7 protein-coding genes are annotated in these 20,162 nt (G+C 55.3%); all 7 read left to right on the forward strand.

Annotated features, from left to right (window positions below; genetic code table 11):
* The first annotated feature begins 436 nt into the window (after positions 1-436).
* A complete protein-coding gene (gene drmD / locus JMJ04_RS22055; RefSeq protein ID WP_420799491.1) occupies positions 437-3,685 on the forward strand; it encodes a DISARM system SNF2-like helicase DrmD in 3,249 nt (1,082 codons plus the stop codon).
* Between the two features lie 216 nt (positions 3,686-3,901).
* Positions 3,902-8,092, forward strand: coding sequence for an Eco57I restriction-modification methylase domain-containing protein (locus tag JMJ04_RS22060; protein ID WP_201372636.1), 4,191 nt, complete (start codon positions 3,902-3,904; stop codon positions 8,090-8,092).
* Positions 8,093-8,139: 47 nt separating this feature from the next.
* The gene (locus tag JMJ04_RS22065) at positions 8,140-10,320 is read left to right on the forward strand and encodes a UvrD-helicase domain-containing protein (RefSeq protein ID WP_201372637.1); all 2,181 of its coding nucleotides are present in this window, start codon (positions 8,140-8,142) and stop codon (positions 10,318-10,320) included.
* A gap of 50 nt (positions 10,321-10,370) precedes the next feature.
* On the forward strand, positions 10,371-14,243 hold the full coding sequence (gene drmA, locus JMJ04_RS22070) for a DISARM system helicase DrmA (protein WP_201372638.1): 3,873 nt from the start codon (positions 10,371-10,373) through the stop codon (positions 14,241-14,243).
* Positions 14,244-14,265: 22 nt separating this feature from the next.
* Positions 14,266-16,101: a DUF1998 domain-containing protein gene (gene drmB / locus JMJ04_RS22075; RefSeq protein WP_201372639.1), complete on the forward strand. Its 1,836-nt coding sequence runs from the start codon at positions 14,266-14,268 to the stop codon at positions 16,099-16,101.
* Between the two features lie 15 nt (positions 16,102-16,116).
* On the forward strand, positions 16,117-18,477 hold the full coding sequence (locus JMJ04_RS22080; protein ID WP_201372640.1) for an AAA family ATPase: 2,361 nt from the start codon (positions 16,117-16,119) through the stop codon (positions 18,475-18,477).
* A gap of 33 nt (positions 18,478-18,510) precedes the next feature.
* Positions 18,511-20,106 (forward strand): hypothetical protein, encoded by a 1,596-nt coding sequence (locus JMJ04_RS22085; RefSeq protein WP_201372641.1) that lies wholly within the window; start codon positions 18,511-18,513, stop codon positions 20,104-20,106.
* The last annotated feature ends 56 nt before the right edge of the window (positions 20,107-20,162 follow it).

Here is a 20,162-nt window from a genome sequence, read left to right on the forward strand (position 1 = left end):
CCCAAAGTAGACGTTGGAGATTGTAGTGCCGCTCCGCCTGGATAACTTGGGTTGCCAACTCACACAAAGCGGGATCAAGCTCCTCTAGGCTTGCCAAAAGCGATGCATCATATCCATTCATCAATAAACCCGGAGAGAGTTTTTTCGATGCACGCACCACCCTTCCAATTTCACGCGTCCACCATTTTCATATTCTGGCAAGTCTGTTGCATCAACACTACGCTATCGTTCATCCCACTAGTGGTGCAATGCCCAGACAACTACGATCTTTTTTATTGTTCTACTCTATTAGCCATATAAACTCTCTATCAATGTATAGCAATTCTAACTTTGATACGGTATAATATTGCCACAGTTCTTTTACTGTACCCCTTTATAAATATGCACTCCATGTCAGTTCTTTATGCCATAGAATTCTATCCTTACATTATTTTAGATGATCCACTCCATCATCTTTTCGGACCTAGTCAGGAGAATATATCCCGTGGTTCGCTCTATTTCGCTCCCAGAGCCCGGACAATTAGTCCATGTTCGACAACGCCGCTATGTGGTGGTAGATATTCCTACCAGTGTGCACAATTCTCAAACACTTCATTCTCAACATTTGATTACGCTCTCTTCAGTGGAAGATGATGGCCTCGGTGAGGATCTCCAGGTGATATGGGAAATCGAACCGGGCGCGTCACTGATTGAGAAAACACCCCTCCCACAACCGGTCGGCTTCGATACGCCCCAGCGCCTGGATACGTTCCTCAATGCGGTACGCTGGGGTGCGGCTTCTAGTGCCGATGTGAAGGCGATTCAGGCTCCGTTCCTCAGTGGTATCGATCTGGAAGATTATCAGCTCGATCCGGTGGCACGCGCGATTCAGATGCCGCGCGCGAATCTGCTGATCGCGGACGATGTTGGCCTCGGTAAGACCATCGAGGCCGGTCTGGTGGCGCAGGAATTGATTATTCGCCAGCGCGCTCGCCGCATCCTGATTGTCTGCCCGGCCGCTCTTCAGGTCCAGTGGCGCGATCAGATGCGCGATAAGTTTGGTCTGGAGTTCCGCATCGTGGATAGCGAACTGATGAAGTCGCTGCGCCGCGAACGGGGTCTGCATGTCAATCCGTGGAAGCATTTTCCGCGCCTGATTACGTCGATCGATTTCTTGAAACGTGATCGGCCTCAACGTCTGTTCCGCGAGGCACTCCCCAGCAGCGGCGAGTCGATCTATCCACGCCGCTTCGATCTGCTGATCCTCGATGAGGCCCATAATGTCGCACCATCAGGACAGGGCAAATATGCTATTTCGTCAATGCGCACGGAGGCGATCCGCCTGCTCGCCCCCCACTTTGAACATAAGTTATTCCTTTCAGCCACACCACATAATGGCTATAGCGAGAGCTTTACGGCTCTGCTGGAACTGCTCGATAATCAGCGCTTTGCCCGCGGCGTGAAGCCCGACCATGAGCAACTCAATGCAGTGATGATTCGTCGCCTCAAGACGGAACTCCCACGCCGCTGGAATGGCTCGTCCCGCTTCCCGGTGCGCGAGATTACGCCTCTACGGGTGCCCTATACACAACAGGAACGTGAGGCCCATCAACTGCTACAGGAGTACGGCCAGTCACGCATCAAGGCATCAGGCGATAATGTTGGGCGCTACGCGACCGAATTCGTGCTGAAGCTGCTCAAGAAACGTCTCTTCTCTTCCCCGGAAGCGTTCTATCTGACGCTGGAACAGCATCAGCGCACCCTCGGGGAGAAGCAACGCCATACATCGGTGACAAAACGACCCGGTGAGGGTATTCTGCGTGCACGCGTGGAACGACTCGAAGAGGAAAGCGATAGCGATGAGTCGCTGGATGAGGCAACAGCAGAAGCGCTGGATACTGCCGCGCCCCTCTTCCACGAGCCAACGGCGCAGGAACAAAGCTTGCTCAAACGCCTGCTGACCTGGGCGGACGATACACGCAGACGTCCCGATAGTAAGGCGCAGGAGTTGATCGACTGGCTGCATCGCACGATCAAACCTGGCGGGAAGTGGTCGAATGAGCGGGTAATTATCTTCACAGAGTATCGCGCGACCCAGAACTGGCTGTATGGTCTGCTGGTACGCGAGGGCTTTGTAGAACAAGGTCCCGATGGCGAGGCGCGCCTCCAGACGCTCTACGGCGGCATGGATACTAAAACTCGCGAGATGATCAAAGCGGCGTTCCAGGCCGATCCAGCCGATTCGTCGGTGCGTATTCTGCTGGCGACGGACGCTGCATCGGAAGGTATCGATCTACAAAACCATTGTTCGCACCTCATCCACTATGAGATTCCCTGGAATCCCAATCGTTTGGAACAGCGCAATGGTCGTATCGATCGTCATGGTCAGCGTGCCGCCGTAGTAAATATCTACCACTTCGTGAGCAGTCTCTACGATCAGCGCTCAATGAGCACACTGAAGCGTGAGCAGCTCGACGACGACCTTGAGTTCTTGATGCAGGCGGTCAGAAAGATCGAGACGATTCGTGAGGATCTGGGCAACGTTGGTCCGGTGATCGCAACGCAGGTTGAGGAGGCGATGCTCGGTCGCCGTCGCACGCTGGATACGAGCGAGGCCGAGAAGAAATCCCCGTCGAAACGCCTGCTGGCCTTCCAGCGCAAGCAACGCGAGAAGATCGAGGCACACATTCGGCAGTTGTACGAGCAGTTGCAGGAAGGCAAACGCGAGCTTGGCCTGACACCTGAGAATATCCAAGCGGTGGTCGAAACGGCGCTGGAACTGGCGCACCTGCCAGCTCTCCAGAAACGCATCCTGGAAGATTCACACGGCAAATATCCCCCGATTGAGGTTTTCGATGTCCCCGACCTGCCCGGGAGCTGGGCCAGGTGTACGGAGGGACTTTACCACCCACACAACACACAGCAGAGGCGCCCGATCGTCTTCGATCATACGCTGGCACAGGGGCGCGACGATGTCGTGCTCGCGCATCTCAATCACCGCCTGGTGACGATGTCGCTACGGCTGCTGCGTGCCGAGGTCTGGGCTAGCGGTGAGCAAAGCAAGTTGCATCGCGTCACCGCCCGCATGGTTCCCTCGGTGACGATGGATGTCCCGGCTGTGATCGCCTATGCGCGCCTGCTGGTCCTGGGTGGCGACAAGCAACGTCTGCATGAGGAGTTGATCACGGCGGGTGGTTATCTACGCGAGGGTCGCTTTGTTCACATGCGCGAGACTCAGTTGAAAGAGGCGCTGGCGGCAGCCCAAAACTATCCGGTATCGGAAAACATGCAGCACCAACTGGCCGCGCAGTGGGATCACCATCGCGAGCCGCTGGTCAAGGCGCTAGAAGAGCGTATGAATGAACGCATGAAGAGTCTGCAAAAGAAGTTGTCCGATCGCGAGAACAAAGAACAGCGTGATATCACATCTATCCTGATGGAGCTGAAAAAGAACATCGCGGAAGAACTTGGGCACCTGGCCGAACTCGAACAGCCCGGTATGCGGCAACTCTCGCTCACCGGCTTCTCGGCTGAGGAGCATCAGCAATTGAGACGCGACATCAGTGCCCTGGAAGCACGCGAAAAGCAGATCGACGACGAAATCCGGCAGGAAACCGAGCGCATTCAACAGCGCTTCGCCGATCCACAGCCGCGCGTCTTCCCAGTCGCCATCACCTATCTGGTACCGGCACATCTGGCACGGTAGTTTTCGCTAGAGGCAGGGATGCAGGGTGTGCAATCCTCTGACTGGGGATCTGGGGGTTGTGCCCCAAAATCCCCCTTCCCTCCTCCTCACCGCCGCAGGCGGCAACCCATCATACAAGAAGTAAGCAACATTACGCACAGGAAGCGCACCATCCATATATCGATTAATCAATATATGGATGGCTCCCTCCTTTTTTGAAAGGATTGAGACACAACCATGCCAGCACAACAAACCATTACGCGCCAGCACGCTGACTGGCTCTCGCTGATTGAAATATCCGGCCCCTTCGTCAGCCTGCCAATCCTCCAGGAAACCTTCCCCGATGGCCTCGATCTACGCGAGGATGATGTCGAAACTCGTCGCCGTCTACGTCTGGCCTATGAAGAGTGGGCCGACAACCAGGGTGGCGCACATCCTGACCCGGCCATCCACTATCAATGGCTTCGTTTTGTGCTCGAAGAGATTCTGGAGATGGAACCACGGACCATTCTGGAGGGACCGCAGATCCCCGCATCAATCTGCTACGAGCATAAAGAAAATGGCATGCTCCTCCGTCCGACACTGATGATTCGCTCATCCTCACCCTCTGAACCCGAACCACGCCTGCTGGTCCATCTGTACCCGACTCAACAGAATCTCGAAAAATCTGTTGCAGAGAGCACCTGGAAAGCCACGCCCGCTGCACGCATGATGGAGCTGCTACGCTCAACCGGTATGCGCCTGGGACTGATCACCAACGGCGAACAGTGGATGCTCGTCGATGCACCCGCCAATGAACCAACGGGCTACTACTCCTGGTATGCTTCACTCTGGCTGGAAGAGCCGATGACATTGCGTGCGTTCTATAGCCTACTCGGGATGCGGCGGTTCTTCGGCGTCCGCGTTAATCAGACCATCGAGGCGCTACTGACGCAAAGCGCAGACAAGCAGCAGGAGGTAACGACCCAGCTTGGGAATCAGGTCCGCCGCGCGGTCGAGGTGCTGGTGCAGACGCTCGATCGCATCGACAAGGATAGTCAGCGCACCTTGCTCAAAGACATTACCGAGACCGAACTCTACGAGGCAGCGCTGACGGTGATGATGCGGCTGGTCTTCCTGCTCTCAGCCGAGGAGCGCAAACTGCTCCTGCTGGACGATCCGATCTATGACAGTAACTATGCCGTCTCGACGCTCCAGAAACAGCTCCAGGAGCAAGCCGACCAGCATGGTGAGGAGGTGCTGGGACTGCGCTACGATGCTTGGAGCCGTTTGCTCGCCATCTTCCGCGCGGTCTTCGGTGGGGTTGACTATCCCGACCTGCAACTGCCCGCATATGGTGGACATCTCTTTGATCCTGATCGCTTCCCCTTTCTCGAAGGACGTGCGACGAGTACATCCTGGCGCGATGTCCAGGCACACCCGTTGCGCATTGATAACCGTACCGTCCTCTATCTGCTCAACGCCCTGCAATACCTGCAGGTCAAAGTCGGCAATATCGTCGAGGCACGCCGTCTCTCCTTCCGCAGCCTGGACATCGAACAAATTGGACATGTCTATGAAGGACTGCTCGACCATACGGTGAAGCGTGCCGAGCGAGCGCTGCTGGGGCTCCAGGGAACCAGCGACACCGAGCCCGAATCTACACTGGATGATCTAGAGCGCGAGGCCAGTAAAGGAGAAAAAGTTTTCCTCGACTATCTCCATACACTGACCGGACGCAGTGTCGTAACGCTCAAGAAAAGTCTCGCCGTGGTGCTGGAGAAGCAGACCGAGCGCAGCCGTCTGATGGAAGCCTGCGACAACAAACAGGACATCTTTCAGCGTATCCTTCCCTTCGCAGGCCTGCTGCGTCGGGACACCTTCAACAACTTGGTCATCGTCGCCCCCAACTCGGTCTACATGACCAAGGGCACCGATCGCCGTTCCACCGGCACCCACTACACACCCCGCAGCCTGACCGAACCTATCGTCAAGCACGCCCTCGATCCCCTCGTCTACGTGGGACCGGCCGAAGGCTGGCCTGAAGAGCAATGGCAACTACGCTCGGCTGCTGAGATCCTCAACCTCACTGTCTGTGACATCGCCATGGGATCGGGCGCTTTCCTGGTCCAGACCTGTCGCTATCTTTCGGAGAAACTCGTCGAAGCCTGGGAAAACGTCGATCTTACCTTGCACGGCAATAGCCTCACATCCAAACCCCAGAAAGCCCCCGAAGGAGGGCCATCACAGGGTAGCATCAGCGAAGAAATCATCCCGATCGACCGAGAAGAACGCCTGATCATGGCTCGTCGCCTCGTCAGCGAACGCTGCATCTACGGTGTCGACAAAAACCCGATGGCCGTGGAGATGGCCAAACTCTCGATGTGGCTCATCACACTTGCCAAGGGTCGCCCCTTCACCTTTCTGGACCATGCCCTGCGCTGCGGTGACTCGCTGCTCGGCGTCAGTGATCGCCAACTCGCCAACTGGTCTCTCGATGCCAAATCCGGTGAGATTGGCAAGACTGTTTGGGGTCTGCGAGATCAGATCAGGCGCAACCTGGATACCGCCATCATCTTGCGCAAACAAATCATCAACTCGCCCAATATCGACATTCATGATACCGAAAAGAAAGAGCGCAACCTCAAGAAGGCCGAGGATGTGACCCGCATCCTCAACCTCGGAGCGGACCTGTTGATAGGTATCACATTGAGCGATCCCAAACGCCAGCAGGCCCTTCAAGATACTCTGACGCTTGAATATTCGATTCTGGCCAAAGCCTACGAAGAGGCAATCCATGAGAGACACACTGAGGCCAGTTGGGCTGCCAAAAGGGATGCGTTTAACAAGTTGCGTAAAGAGGTCGATGAGTTGCTGAACTATAACGGGCAACCTCGTCGTCCGTTCCACTGGCACCTGGAATTCCCCGAGATATTTATTGGCAAGGGAGATGATGCGGGCTTCGCATCGATTGTGGAAAATCCGCCATTTCAGGGTGGAAGTAAGATTACAGGAACGTTGGGAACGGATTATAGGGAATATTTAGTAGAACATATTGCAAACAACAAAAGAGGAAATGCTGATTTATGCGCCTACTTCTTTTTAAGATCTACTAAAATCTTAAACAAATCAGCAGTTAGCGCCTTAATTGCAACAAACACAGTTTCACAAGGTGAAACTAGAGATGTTGGATTAGCTCAAATCTTAGATACAAATTGGACAATTATACGTGCTATTTCAAGTCAAAAATGGCCCGGAGAGGCAGCGCTAGAAATATCTGCAATATGGGTAAGCTCAAAAGAATGGCAAGGGAATTATATTCTCGATAACCGTGTTGTAAGGGAAATTAATGCATATCTTACAGAGCCAAATACTGTTGAAATCAAACCTTACTCATTAATCTCTAATATACAGCAGAGCTTTACTGGAACAAAATTGGATGCGATTGGCTTTGTCTTACAACCAGAGGAAGCTCAAAATCTCATAACAAAAGACCCTCACAATAAAGAGGTGTTATTTCCATTTTTAAATGGAGAAGACGTCAACACAAGGCCAGATCAATCTGCAAGCCGTTGGGTAATAAATTTCCAAGACTGGTCGTTGGAAGCAGCATCCCAATATACTGATTGCATGGATATAGTTATTAATAAAGTAAAGCCACAGAGGGAAAAAAATAAACGCCAAATTTATCGAGAAAAGTGGTGGCATCATGCAGAAAAACGTCCAAACTTATATAAGACAGTCTCTAGCCTAGAAAGAGTTTTAGTTTGTTCAGAGGTAACAAAACATTTAAGCTTCTGCTTCGTTCCAAGTAACATAATTTACTCAGCTAATCTAGATATTTTTGTTCCCCCAACAGGGGGCCTGTTTGCCATCCTTCAAAACTCTTTTCACGATGCGTGGGCAAGACTTCTCTGTTCACATCTGGAAAATCGTTTAAAATATTCTCCAGGAAATGCATTTGAAACATTTCCATTTCCACAAGATATTAATTGTCTTGATAAGATAGGAAATGATTATCACAATTACCGCCAGTCCATCATGCTCGCACGGCAGGAAGGGCTCACCAAAACCTACAACCGCTTCCACGATCCCAACGAATCCTCAGCCGATATCGTCCAACTGCACAAGCTGCACAAAGAGATGGACGAAGCCGTCACCCACGCCTACGGCTGGGATGATCTCGCACTCGAGCATGGCTTCCACGAAACCAAGCAGGGGCTACGCTACACCATCAGCGAGGCAGCACGTCGCGAAGTGCTCGATCGGCTGCTGCTGCTCAACCATCAACGGCACGCCGAGGAGGAGCAGGCTGGTCTGACGGCGAAAGGGGGCAAGGGGAAAAGCGCGAAGGGGACACGCAGTGCGCCTGCGTCGAAAGCGGCACAGAACGGACAGCATGGTAACGCAACGAATAGCGATAGCACACTACAAAGCACGCTACTCTAGGCACCGATAACACGTTTTCGTTTTTCTGGATGGGCGAGCAGGGATGCATGTTGAATAGCATAATGCGGATCAATGGCGAACTGCTCCGCCGCCCGGATGGAAAGTCTGGCACGATGGCAACACAATGGCAAATCTTGATGAAAGAGGCCTTTTTGCAGGATCTGGGAAAACTCCAACCTAAGGATACCCATCAGATCATTGCCAAGGTCAATACGCTGATCCACAATCCCTTGCCTGATGGCGATGTCAAAAAACAATTGATCTATCATCCAGGGAAACCCTATCGCATTCGCTCCGGCGATTATCGTATTCTCTATACCTTCGACAATGCGAATGTCTGCGTCTATAGGATCGAGCGACGCAACGAGACAACCTATAAAAAGAACCTCACAGCCGAACCGGTTGAGGGACTCGATACCGATTTCGATGATATCAGTGCGTTCAAGGATGCACCTCCAACGGACGGTGAGGGCTGGTATCAGGAGGAGTGGTTCAAGCCACGGGATACCAGTCGGCTCCTGCCGGAACCGATCACGTCGGAACTGCTGAATAAACTCTATGTACCGAAGGGCTATCATCAGCGGCTGCTGTCCGTCAAGACGGAGCAAGAACTGTACGACTGCGAAGGCCAGGTCGATGATGCTATCATTCTGCAACTGATCCATGAACTCTTCGAGACGCCACTTGAGCAGGCCATACAGCAGCCCAACCTCGTCCTCAAGGATGTCGATGATCTGCTGCGCTATAAAGAAGGCGAGCTGCTCACCTTCCTGCTGCACCTCTCACCCGAACAGGAGAAGTATGCCCACTGGTCGATGAATGCCAGCGGTCCCACGCTCGTCAAAGGCGGTCCTGGCACCGGCAAGAGTACCGTGGCGCTCTATCGCGTCCGCTCGCTGCTGGAACAGCTCGCCAAAACCAACAAAGCGCCGCGCATCCTCTTCACCACCTATACGAAGGCGTTGATCAAATCGTCCGAACAACTCTTGCAGCAACTGCTGGGCAAGCAAGCGCAGCATGTACGCGTCGATACCGTCGATAAGTTGGCCCGCGAGATCCTCCACCACGCCGGACAGGTCAAGGATATTCTGAGCGAGCGAGAACAGCTCGCCCTGCTCAAACAGGCGGTGGACGAGACGCCAAAGGCGGGCAGTCCGCTCCAGCAGCTTGCACAGAAACAGACGCTCGAACGCATGGGCTACGAGTATCTCTTGCAGGAGTTCAACACCGTCATCATCGCCCGCCAGTTGAACAGTGCGGATGACTATCAAAAAACGTCACGCAATGGACGCAAAGTGCGTCTGAATGCCAATCAACGTGTGATGCTCTGGAAGATCTACGAACGTTTCTGCGCCCTACAAGAAGCAAGCGGCAAGGAGACGTGGCAGCAGCGCCGCGCACGTGCCGAGAACATTGTGGAACAGAGTCCGCTCGCCCAATCGTATGATGCGGTAGTGATCGACGAGGCGCAGGACATTGATCCCAGTGCGCTCCGTCTGCTCATCAAACTCTGCAAAGCTCCCAATCGCATTTTTGTTACCGCTGATGCCAATCAATCTATTTATGGAAGTGGCTTCTCCTGGCAGGATGTCCACGACTGCCTGAAGTTCCAGGGACGCACCAGTATTTTGCGCGCCAACTATCGTTCGACGCAGGAGATCGGTGAGGCAGCACAATCCTATCTCACCTATGGCACACTGGAACCCGAACAGATCGAGCGCCAGTATATTCATAGCGGTCCCATGCCCGATGCACGCTCGGTCCACAATGCATACTACGAGGCGCAATTGCTGGCCAGCTTCTTTCAGAAGGCCGCCCGCAGTTTCCGCCTGACGCTCGGCTCGTGCGCAGTGCTCTGCCCCAGCGAGCACGCCGGTAAGACACTGGCCCAGGCCCTCAGCGATCAGGGATTAGAGGCAACATTCATGACTGGCGATGATCTCAACCTGGCGCGCTCCGGCATCAAGGTGCTGGTCTTGCACTCATCGAAAGGGCTGGAGTTCCCGATTGTGGCGCTGGCCGGTTTCGTTGGCAGCAGCTATCCCTACTTCCCCTCCTCCGCATCGGAAGAAGCGCAACTGGAGATCCTGGCTCGTGAGCGGCGCACGATGTTTGTGGGCATGACCCGCGCCATGCGCGCCCTACTTGTCATCACGCCAACCGATCTGGGCACATCGCTTTTCGAGGGATTTGATGCAACATACTGGAACTTTACCAGAAAAATATGAGCTAGAAGAAATGATGGTTGAGATAGAGAGACGATAGAAAGAGAACGAGCGTGCAAAGCATCCGCTTACCAGAGCAGTTACCGAACGATCCGCAAGCATTGGCTGCCCTCAATCAACAACTCAGGGATCACACAATTTCCCTCGATTGGTCGGATGTGAAGCTGCCGATCACAAGCGAGCAACTGGCGGCCTTATTCCAGGATATGGCGCTCGCCGATTATGTAGAGGATCTCGACAACGGGACGATGTCCGAGAGCGTCTTGCCGGTGGTCCTGGCACACTTTGAGAAGAAAGATGTGGTGGACGAGGGACAGGACAATCCAGAGGCCGAGCAGCCCGCGGGCAGCGTTCCCGATGTCTGGCTCCCGGAGAAAGAATTAACGCCCATCGTGGACGAAGAGGGCGACCCACTCTCAGCCACCGTGATCAGCAAAAAGCCGTCACCGAAAATCCAGAAAGAGGATACCACTCCCCTACTGGAGGCCCCAACGCAAAGTGCGATCCGCGACGAGCTTGAAGAGATGGTGCTGCGAGACCTGCTGGGACCGGCGGGCGGTGAGAACGAAGAGCTCGACCATACAGAGAGCCGCGTGCGCGATCGCTACCTGGTTGGGATGCTCGCCCCGATGAAAGTGCAGACCCAACCCGAAGAGCTCGACTCGCTGACAACGCTCGAAGAGGGCAAGAGCGAGGAGAACACCGTCGATGCCGATGTCGCGCAGATGTCCAGCCTCAGTCCCTCATCGATGGGCCTGAGCTTCTGCGTCGAGAAGCAGACCACCGCCCTGCTCGTCACGGCCAGTTGGGGACAATATCAGCGTACCACCAGTGAATTCCAGAACAAAGCCAATGGTGAGCCCTATACCGTCTGGCGGCGCACACCCCGTGGTGGCACATCACGACAGATCCCCTTGCAACCAGGACACATCGTGCCGTGGTCACCCGAAGAGGAAGAGCAGCCGGAGGTTCACGTCAAGGGGCTCATTCGTGATATCGGCGATGGCTGGATGATCACCCTCTTCCTCGTCAATGGACAGAAGGAGCCCGAACGCCTGCGTGACCAGGCATGGCTCTTTCAGCCAGAGCTTGTCGTTGAGGCACCAGACGGAAGCCCAGTCTTCCAGCGTCGGGCCAACGAGCAGCAAAAGCATTATACAAAAGAAGAGAAAGCGATGGCCATGCTCTATCGCCAGCATGTCAGCTTCGCCATTGGGCACGGTGTGAGCGTCCATGCCGAGACTTCCTCTGACGATCCCACCTGTGCCGTGCGCATCTCAACGCGCATCGTCCCTGAGTACGATGTCCCGCGCACTGACGCTCCCACCGCAGCGGAAGTGCCAGCCCTGGCCGGTCTCTGCCTGGACATGCGCGAACTGGCCGAAACCCCGGTCCAGGAGCTCTCCGACAAGTTGCAGCCTTTGATTACTGCCTATGGGCAGTGGATCGAAGAGCAGGAACAACGTATCAACAACCCCGCGAGCGGTCTGGCCAGTTACGAGGCCGCCGCCAGGGACGCCCTGAAAGGCTGCAACCGTACGCTCTTCCGTATCCAGACCGGTATTCAACAATTGCAGAGCAGCGACGAGGCCGCTCAGGCCTTTGCCTTTATGAATCGCGCCATGTGGCAGCAGCGTATCCATACGCTCTACGCCGAAGAGCGCCGCAAAGGGCACAATACCAGCCTGGAGGATGTCGATCAGAGCAAGAATCGTAGCTGGCGGCCCTTCCAGCTCGCCTTCATCCTGCTCAACCTGCCATCGCTGACCGACCTGAACCATCCCAATCGGAGCGAAAGCGCCAACGCCATCGCCGACCTGCTCTGGTTCCCGACCGGTGGTGGTAAGACTGAAGCCTATCTCGGCCTGACCGCCTATACGCTCGCCATTCGTCGCTTGCAGGGAACCGTCGAGGGGCGCTCCGGCATGGACGGCGTCGCCGTGATCATGCGCTACACCCTGCGTCTATTGACGTTACAGCAGTTCCAGCGTGCCGCTTCATTAATCTGCGCCTGTGAGATCATCCGTTGTGAGGATCCCGCCACCTGGGGTAGCACACCGTTTCGTCTCGGTCTTTGGGTTGGTATGCGCTCGACGCCCAACACCACCGAGCAGAGCAAACAGGCCAACGAGCTGGCGCATGGTGTCTATAATAGTGGTGTCGGTGGCATCGGCAGCCCCCGCCAGTTGACCAGTTGTCCCTGGTGCGGCACCTTGATCGAAGGTGGCAAACATATCAAAGTAGAGCCATTCAATCGTGGTCGAGGACGTACACTGATCTATTGTGGCGATAACCTGGGACAGTGTCCCTTTAGCGAGCGGAAATCGCCCGAGGAAGGGCTCCCCGTCGTGGTCGTCGACGAAGAGATCTACCGTCTGCTCCCAGCACTCCTGATCGCCACCGTCGACAAATTCGCCCAGCTTCCCTGGCGCGGCACCACGCAGATGCTCTTTGGACAGGTCAATCAAAAGTGCAGCCGTCACGGATTCCGCTCACCCGACCTCGAAGATAAAGATGCTCATCCCGCCTTTGGCAAGTTGCCACGTGCCACATCCACGCCGCATGCTCCGTTACGTCCACCCGACCTGATCATCCAGGACGAACTGCATCTCATCTCGGGTCCACTGGGCACCCTTGTCGGACTCTACGAAACCGCCGTCGATCATCTGGCAACCTGGGAAGTCAACGGCAAGAAAGTACGCCCCAAAGTGATTGCCGCCACCGCCACCATTCGGCGCGCGGAATATCAACTGCAGGCGCTCTTCCTGCGCAAGGTCAATATTTTCCCGCCGCAGGGACTCGACGTCGGCGACAACTTTTTCTCGCGCCAGCGCACACCGAGCGAGGAGACACCGGGACGACGCTACCTCGGCATCTGTGCCAATGGTCGCCGCTTGAAAGCCGCCATCATCCGCGTCTATGCCGCCTATCTCTCGGCTGCGCAGGCGCTCTACAACAAATACGGCGCAGCCGTGGACCCCTGGATGACGCTCGTCGGCTACTTCAACTCGATGAGCGAACTGGGCGGCACACGCCGCCTGGTCGAAGATGATGTGCGCATGCGTATCTGGCGTATGAACCAACGCGGGCTAGCCCAGCGCAAACGGCCCATCGTCGAAGAGCTTACCTCACGCAAGAGCTCAAGCGTCATCCCGGAGATTCTCGGGAGACTGGAAGTCGGCTTTGGCTCCGAGGGCGAGAAACCCATCGACGTCTTGTTGGCAACCAACATGATCTCGGTCGGCGTCGATGTACGGCGACTCGGTCTGATGGTCGTTACCGGCCAGCCAAAGACAACTGCCGAATATATCCAGGCCACCAGTCGCGTTGGACGTACGTTCCCCGGTCTCGTCTGCACCGTCTTCAACTGGGCCCGTCCACGCGACCTTTCGCATTACGAACAATTCGAGCACTATCACGCCACTTTCTATCAGCAGGTCGAAGCGCTCTCGGTCACACCGTTTGCACCGCGTGCACTGGATCGCGGACTCGCCGCGCTGCTCACCAGCTTTGTGCGCCTCTCGGGTCCCGAATACAACAAGAACGAGGAGGCCGGTGACGTCACTGACGAGACGCCCTACTTTGAGCAGGCCCGGCAGGCCATCGCACGGCGCGCGGAAGAGATCACCAATAATGACGATGGTGAGGTTGATCGTGTGCAGAGCGACCTGGAACGCCTCAAGCACTACTGGGTACACAAAGCGCAGACCGTCCCAGTCCTTGGCTACGAAGCGCGCCGTGATGGCAAAACGCAGGAACTGCTGAAGCAACCGGAGCGTGGCAACTGGGAACCCTTTACCTGCCTGAACTCACTCCGCGACGTCGAACCAACGGTCCGGCTCATCTTCGACGAGCGCCCTATAGGTGGCAATAACGATAGCGACGACGATAACGATACAGCAACTGGCGAACAGGCCGCCCAATAACAAGCAGAGGAATCACACGAGCATGAAGACCAACGAAAAATACCACGTCGGTGATATACGCCCCAGCCAGCTCCTCCAGACCTACGGCGTCGGCGCACTGATCGCATTACCCAACCTTTCGGCTCTGATCATGGGGCTGGACGATTGGGACATCAACAATTCGCAAGAAATTACCGAAGAGCGTTTGTTGCATGCGATTCAAAGCGCGCTCGGTCCCCAGGTTAAGCGTCTCCTCACGCCACCAGCTAGCGAAGTTGAGCCGGGAAATCCCTTTGATTACGCGGCGCGCATCGGCGTGCCGGTAGCCGCCTTTCCGCGCTGGCTCGTCTGCCCGCGTTGTCATCTGCTCGCGCCCGTCGAGTCCGGTTACTTCCAGCTCAAAGTCAATCGCTACCAGCCGGAACAGACACGCTACATCCATGTCAACTGTCAGCATCAACCGTCCGTCCTACCCTCACGCTTTATGATCGCCTGTGAATCCGGCCATCTGGACGACTTCCCCTGGATGCACTTCTTGCATGGCGATAAACACTGCAACGCCATGTTACGTATGCTCGAGCTGGGAGTATCAGGTGAGCCATCAGACATCTTGATCGTCTGCGACACCTGCGGGGCCAAACGTCCAATGTCGGATGCACTGAGTAACGACGAGAAGCAAAAGTATCGTCCAACTTGCACTGGTCGGCGTCCCCATCTGCGCGACAAAGAGAAAGCGTGCTCGAACGAGGCACGCTCGATCTTACTGGCCGCATCAAACACCTGGTTTCCACTCATCTTCTCGACGCTCTCCCTGCCAAGCACACCCGATCTGCTGGGCCAGCGTGTCGAGAGCAAATGGCCCATCCTCCAGGAGGTCCAGAGTGCCGAGAATATCGCCATGCTGCGACGAATGAGACTGTTGGGCGATCTCAGCGAATATAGCGACGACGAAATCTGGAACCGCGTTGAGTTAAAGCAGGCCACCGGCAAAGCCGAGGAAACGGTCAGACCGGCCGATCTCAAAGTTCCCGAGTGGGAAACGCTCAGCCATCCAGAGCAGGCACCGAAATCCGCCGATTTCGAAGTCACACCAGTCGCGCTACCTGATGGCTATGAGCACTATCTAGAACAGGTAGTGCTGGTTGAACGGCTACGCGAAGTGCGGGCACTCACCGGCTTCACGCGTATAGAATCGCTCAACGACTACGCCGAGGAGGACAATCTGCCCACGGACCATATCATGCCGCTGGTACGCAAGCGAACCACCTGGGTACCGGCCTCCGAAGTCCGTGGCGAGGGGCTGTTCATCCAGTTTCGAGAGGACACCATCCAGGAGTGGCTACAGAATTTCGACGTCAAACGCCACAGCGCCAGTTTCTTCGATGCGCACCGCCGATGGCGTCGTGCCCGTCGCATCGAGAATCCAGAGGCTAACTATCCTGGCATACGCTATGTGCTGCTGCACACCTTCGCCCATGCTCTGATACGTCAGCTCACCCTCGAATCCGGGTATACCGCTGCCAGCATACGTGAACGCATCTACGCCCTGCCACCCGAGCACGAAAACGGGCCCATGGCGGGAATCCTGCTCTATACAGCCGCATCGGACAGTGAAGGGACGCTGGGTGGTCTGGTCAGCCTAGGGAAACGCATCGGCTACCATATCGACGGTGCTCGTGAAGAGATGCAGCGCTGCGCCTCGGACCCATTGTGCGCCGAACATACGCACTTCGACGACAACAAACTGCATGGGGCGGCCTGCCATGCCTGTATGTTCCTACCAGAAACATCCTGCGAACGCGGCAACAAATACCTGGACCGTTCGGTCTTTGTGCCCACCGTCGATCGCAGCAACCTGGCCTTTTTTCCCGTCATCTAGCGAAGGAGCATATCCATGCCAACCACCCTGGCAGAAGTCATACACGCCTATCTGGCCGATACAAAATTTCGGCAAGCGCGCATCCAGCTAGCTGCAAGGCGGAACGCCAGCATTCCAGCACTTCGCGCCCTCGTCCAGGAATTTATCCAGGGAGACATCGATATACAGAGTTTGCGTATACAACTGGAGAAAACGTTGCGAGCAGGAGAGGACTGGGAAGCTACCGGATTTGGCTTCATGATGGAGCTCAACAAATTCGGAAAATACCATAATGATGCCAGTTCCTATGCCGAGAAGCAGCTCCGCCATATCCTCAGCGGACTAAACGCGCGCAACCTGGGACAACGCATCGAACAATGCTACAAATTCCTGCTCCAGGAACGAGAGCGTCTCCGTCGCGACGGTAAATCCAGCAATATGATTGTCGCCGCCCGCAACAGCGCCTTTATGATCTCGCTGTTCGCCTTCTGGCTCGATGCAGAGCATAGCAGCATCATCTATTATGAAAGTTTGCGCAAGGGAATCTTCCTGCTCATCAAAGCCTACCTGGTATCGCAGCCGCCCAACCTCCGGCTAGGGCCGAATGCCATCGAAGTGCATTCGAATACCGAGCACCAGGCCTGTTTGCACCTGCTGGATTCTCTCGTCGAGCAAGATGCACGCATCAAAATCGACGCCTACTGGGCCGGAAGCTTTTGCCTCTGGGTCACCCAAAACCTGCAATCTCTCGCCGAGCCAACGAACACGCTGATCAAAGAAAGAGAAACCAATACCTTGCTGGCACACAGCCCGGCCCGACCCGAAACCACACGTGAACCGTCAGATACGGACTTCATCAATACGAACAGCGAGCAATCGTCTGAGGGTGTCACAGAACCGGACATCACCCGGCACAGTACCGCTCAACTGATCGAGAACGGGCCGTTGCAAGCCACCCCAGAGCCGCTCCTCACGCGCCTGATTCAAGAGGTGCAACGGCAGATTCTCCTCGATGAAGAGACGATCCGCAGTATCTATTACGCCTTGCTGGCAGGGCACGTCATCCTCTCGGGACCGCCGGGAACCGGCAAGACCGAACTGGCCCGCATCATCCCCGAATACCTGTGGAGGAGCGAGGAAAATCCAGAAAGTGATGATGAGAGTGAGCCGAACCTGACCACGAAGACAGCCTATACAACGCAGCTGGTCACCGCCACCGACGAATGGAGTGTGCGAACCCTGATCAGTGGTATCGCCCCGCAGAGCCAGAACGGCACCGTCACCTACAGCGTGCAGTACGGCCATCTCACCACCGCCATTCTCAAAAACTGGTCCTTCCAGGGTAGCCGACCGGAGGACCGACCGGAGGAATGGAGTAACGTCACACTTCAACGGAGCACCGTGACCACTACTAGTGGCTTCCAGCGTGGTGTGGCGCAACAATTTCGTGGACAATGGCTCGTCATCGACGAATTCAATCGCGCCCCTATCGATCTTGCGCTCGGTGATGCGCTCACCTCGCTGGGCGGCAACGACGTTCTGCGTGTCGCCATCGATGGAGGTAGCGCGACACTGCCCATTCCACAGGATTTCCGTATCATCGGGACTCTGAATAGCTTCGACCGCAGCTATCTCAACCAGATTAGCGAGGCATTAAAACGACGATTCTCCTTCATCGAGATCAATCCACCGGGAAGAACACAACGTGCCGCCGAACAAAGCATTGCGCTCTATAAGGCCCTGAAGAAGATCAGCCATCTGAGCCCGACCATCACCATCGGTGAGGGCGACAGCATCTATTGGCAGAACCACGCAACCATCGAATCCGACAGCAACGGGACCTACACCATCGACTGGAAGCAGGAGCAGCTCGCCTTTCAGAAGATCTTCGAGCAGATGTGGAATCTCCTGGAGGTCATTCGCATCTACCGTCAGTTGGGAACAGCCCAGGCGATTACGCTGCTTCAGCATATGCTCATTCGGGGTGTACTCGAAAACTACACCACAGATATACAATGGAGCAAGGCCCTGGATCATGCCCTCTGCCATACTGTCGCGGACCAACTCCAGGTTCTGCTACCCGATGAAATCGACGTTCTGCATACCTATCTTAGCGTCGATCATACAAGCTTTGGTGCACAGTACAACACTCTGCTGATAGACCTGACCAGCACGCCACAACGTCTCACCGGGCAACTGATTGCACTTGGCAGCGTCCACGATAACCAGAACAAACCAATATTGAGCGACGAGGAGGTAGAACGCATCGTTGCCCAGGATCAGCCGCAGGTTTCCCTGGACGTATTAAACTGGCTCTTCCACTTCGAAAGTCCACTTCCAGCGCTTCCACAGTTCCCCCGTCGTCTGCGCTCGTTTAAAGCGGAACGCGGTCTGTAGAGGGATGAGGAACAAGCACGAGAAAGCACAAACGTGAGCGAGACATCAACCATCAGTGACAAGAGAATGGGACAGGCACAAGAATACGGCTGGTCGCAGCATTTGCAAAGACGTGTGCTGCGTCTCCTCATGCAGCACGACCGACCGCTCCTGCGCAACCAGTTTCGTCTCTTCTTTGCCAGCAGCACATTACCGTCCATCCCCCTCTTACAGAAATACGATCGATACATCAAATTACAAACATTGAGTAATGAGCTCCTGGACGACATTATGCCGCGTATCAGACGACAACTGAGCTTACAGACCAATCATCTCCGTCTGAGAGAGGAAGCGCCAACACGTGGCAACATCGACTGGAATCGCACGCTGGAGCGAAGTTGGCAGCAGCTACCCGGACAACCGGCATTGCTCTTCGAGAGCCGTATCCGTCAGCGCAGCATGAAAACGCCGGAGAACCTGTTGACTGTCGCCATCCTGCTCGCCTTTCGTCAGGAAGTCCAGCAGGCCATCGGAGAATTTTTTGACGACGAAGCCTTGAACGTTCAGGAGCGTCAGACACTGGTCAGCGCCGACGAGCGTGTCGAGCGCGAGCTTAGCGCCCCCTACGCCCGTATGCTCAAAGAACAGGCCAGCCAGATCGACATCCAGGCTCACATCCAGACAATTGCACCCCGTCTGCGTCCCGGATCCTATCGGGATCTCCTGGCATGGTGGCAACACTTTACCCGCTTCAGGATTGGGCGTGCAACCGACAAACGGTCCACCACCCTGAGCACCACCCGCAATGATGAAAAGACGGACGCATGGTTATACGAACTCTGGATCATGCTGGAGATGATTCACCTTTTACAGCAGGAGGCAGCAATTCAGCCACAAGACATGACAATTGCTACCGACCTGTTGCAGTGCACATTTAGCTGGCAGCAACGGCGTTTCCGGCTGATCTACAACCGCCAGCTTGACACTTCAAGCAACTATCGATCGACATGGGAGCACGGTCCCGCAACGCGTCCCGACTACACTATCGAGCGCGAAACCCCACTCACAGTCGAGCATCGGGAGAAATTGATCTGGCGTGAGCCATCCGTTATTCTCGACGCCAAATACTATCTAAGTGGTAGCGACCCGACCAGTACCCATAAACCGATCAAAAAGATGCTCGGCGACATGGAGTTGCTGGGATCACCATGCGGGATGCTCTTCTTTCCCCTTATCGCCGAGCCGACGGACGATACTCAGATTACGCGCACCATTCAGCGTAGAGAGGGGCACTATCAGCCATCATCAATCGCCTCGCCGGGAATCCACCTGTATCAGATCAGCCCGGCGCTTCCACTATCCATCTTGCAACAGCGGCTGCGGGCCATCCTCGATCGCGCCACCGACAACCTGCCGGAGCGATCCAAACCGGTCTGTCAGGGAACCTTTCTGGAGAGAGGAACCGTAAATGCAGCAGGTTATACACCACAATCATGCAGCATACTCTGTCCCAAACCGCATATTGGTCCGGGAGTATTTGACATCGTCAACCGAGATAGAGATTGCCTGAAGAATCCGCGCGTCTGTCACGTCATCGGACAGCCAATCGAGCCTCCGAGGATGGAAGAAGCATTGAATGAAACCATATAAATTGTCAAATAGAGGTTTATGATACAAACAGGCGTATCAGCTAGGCAAGTGTCATT

The sequence above is a fragment of the Ktedonobacter robiniae genome (genome assembly GCF_016587375.1).
Taxonomy (GTDB): domain Bacteria; phylum Chloroflexota; class Ktedonobacteria; order Ktedonobacterales; family Ktedonobacteraceae; genus Ktedonobacter; species Ktedonobacter robiniae.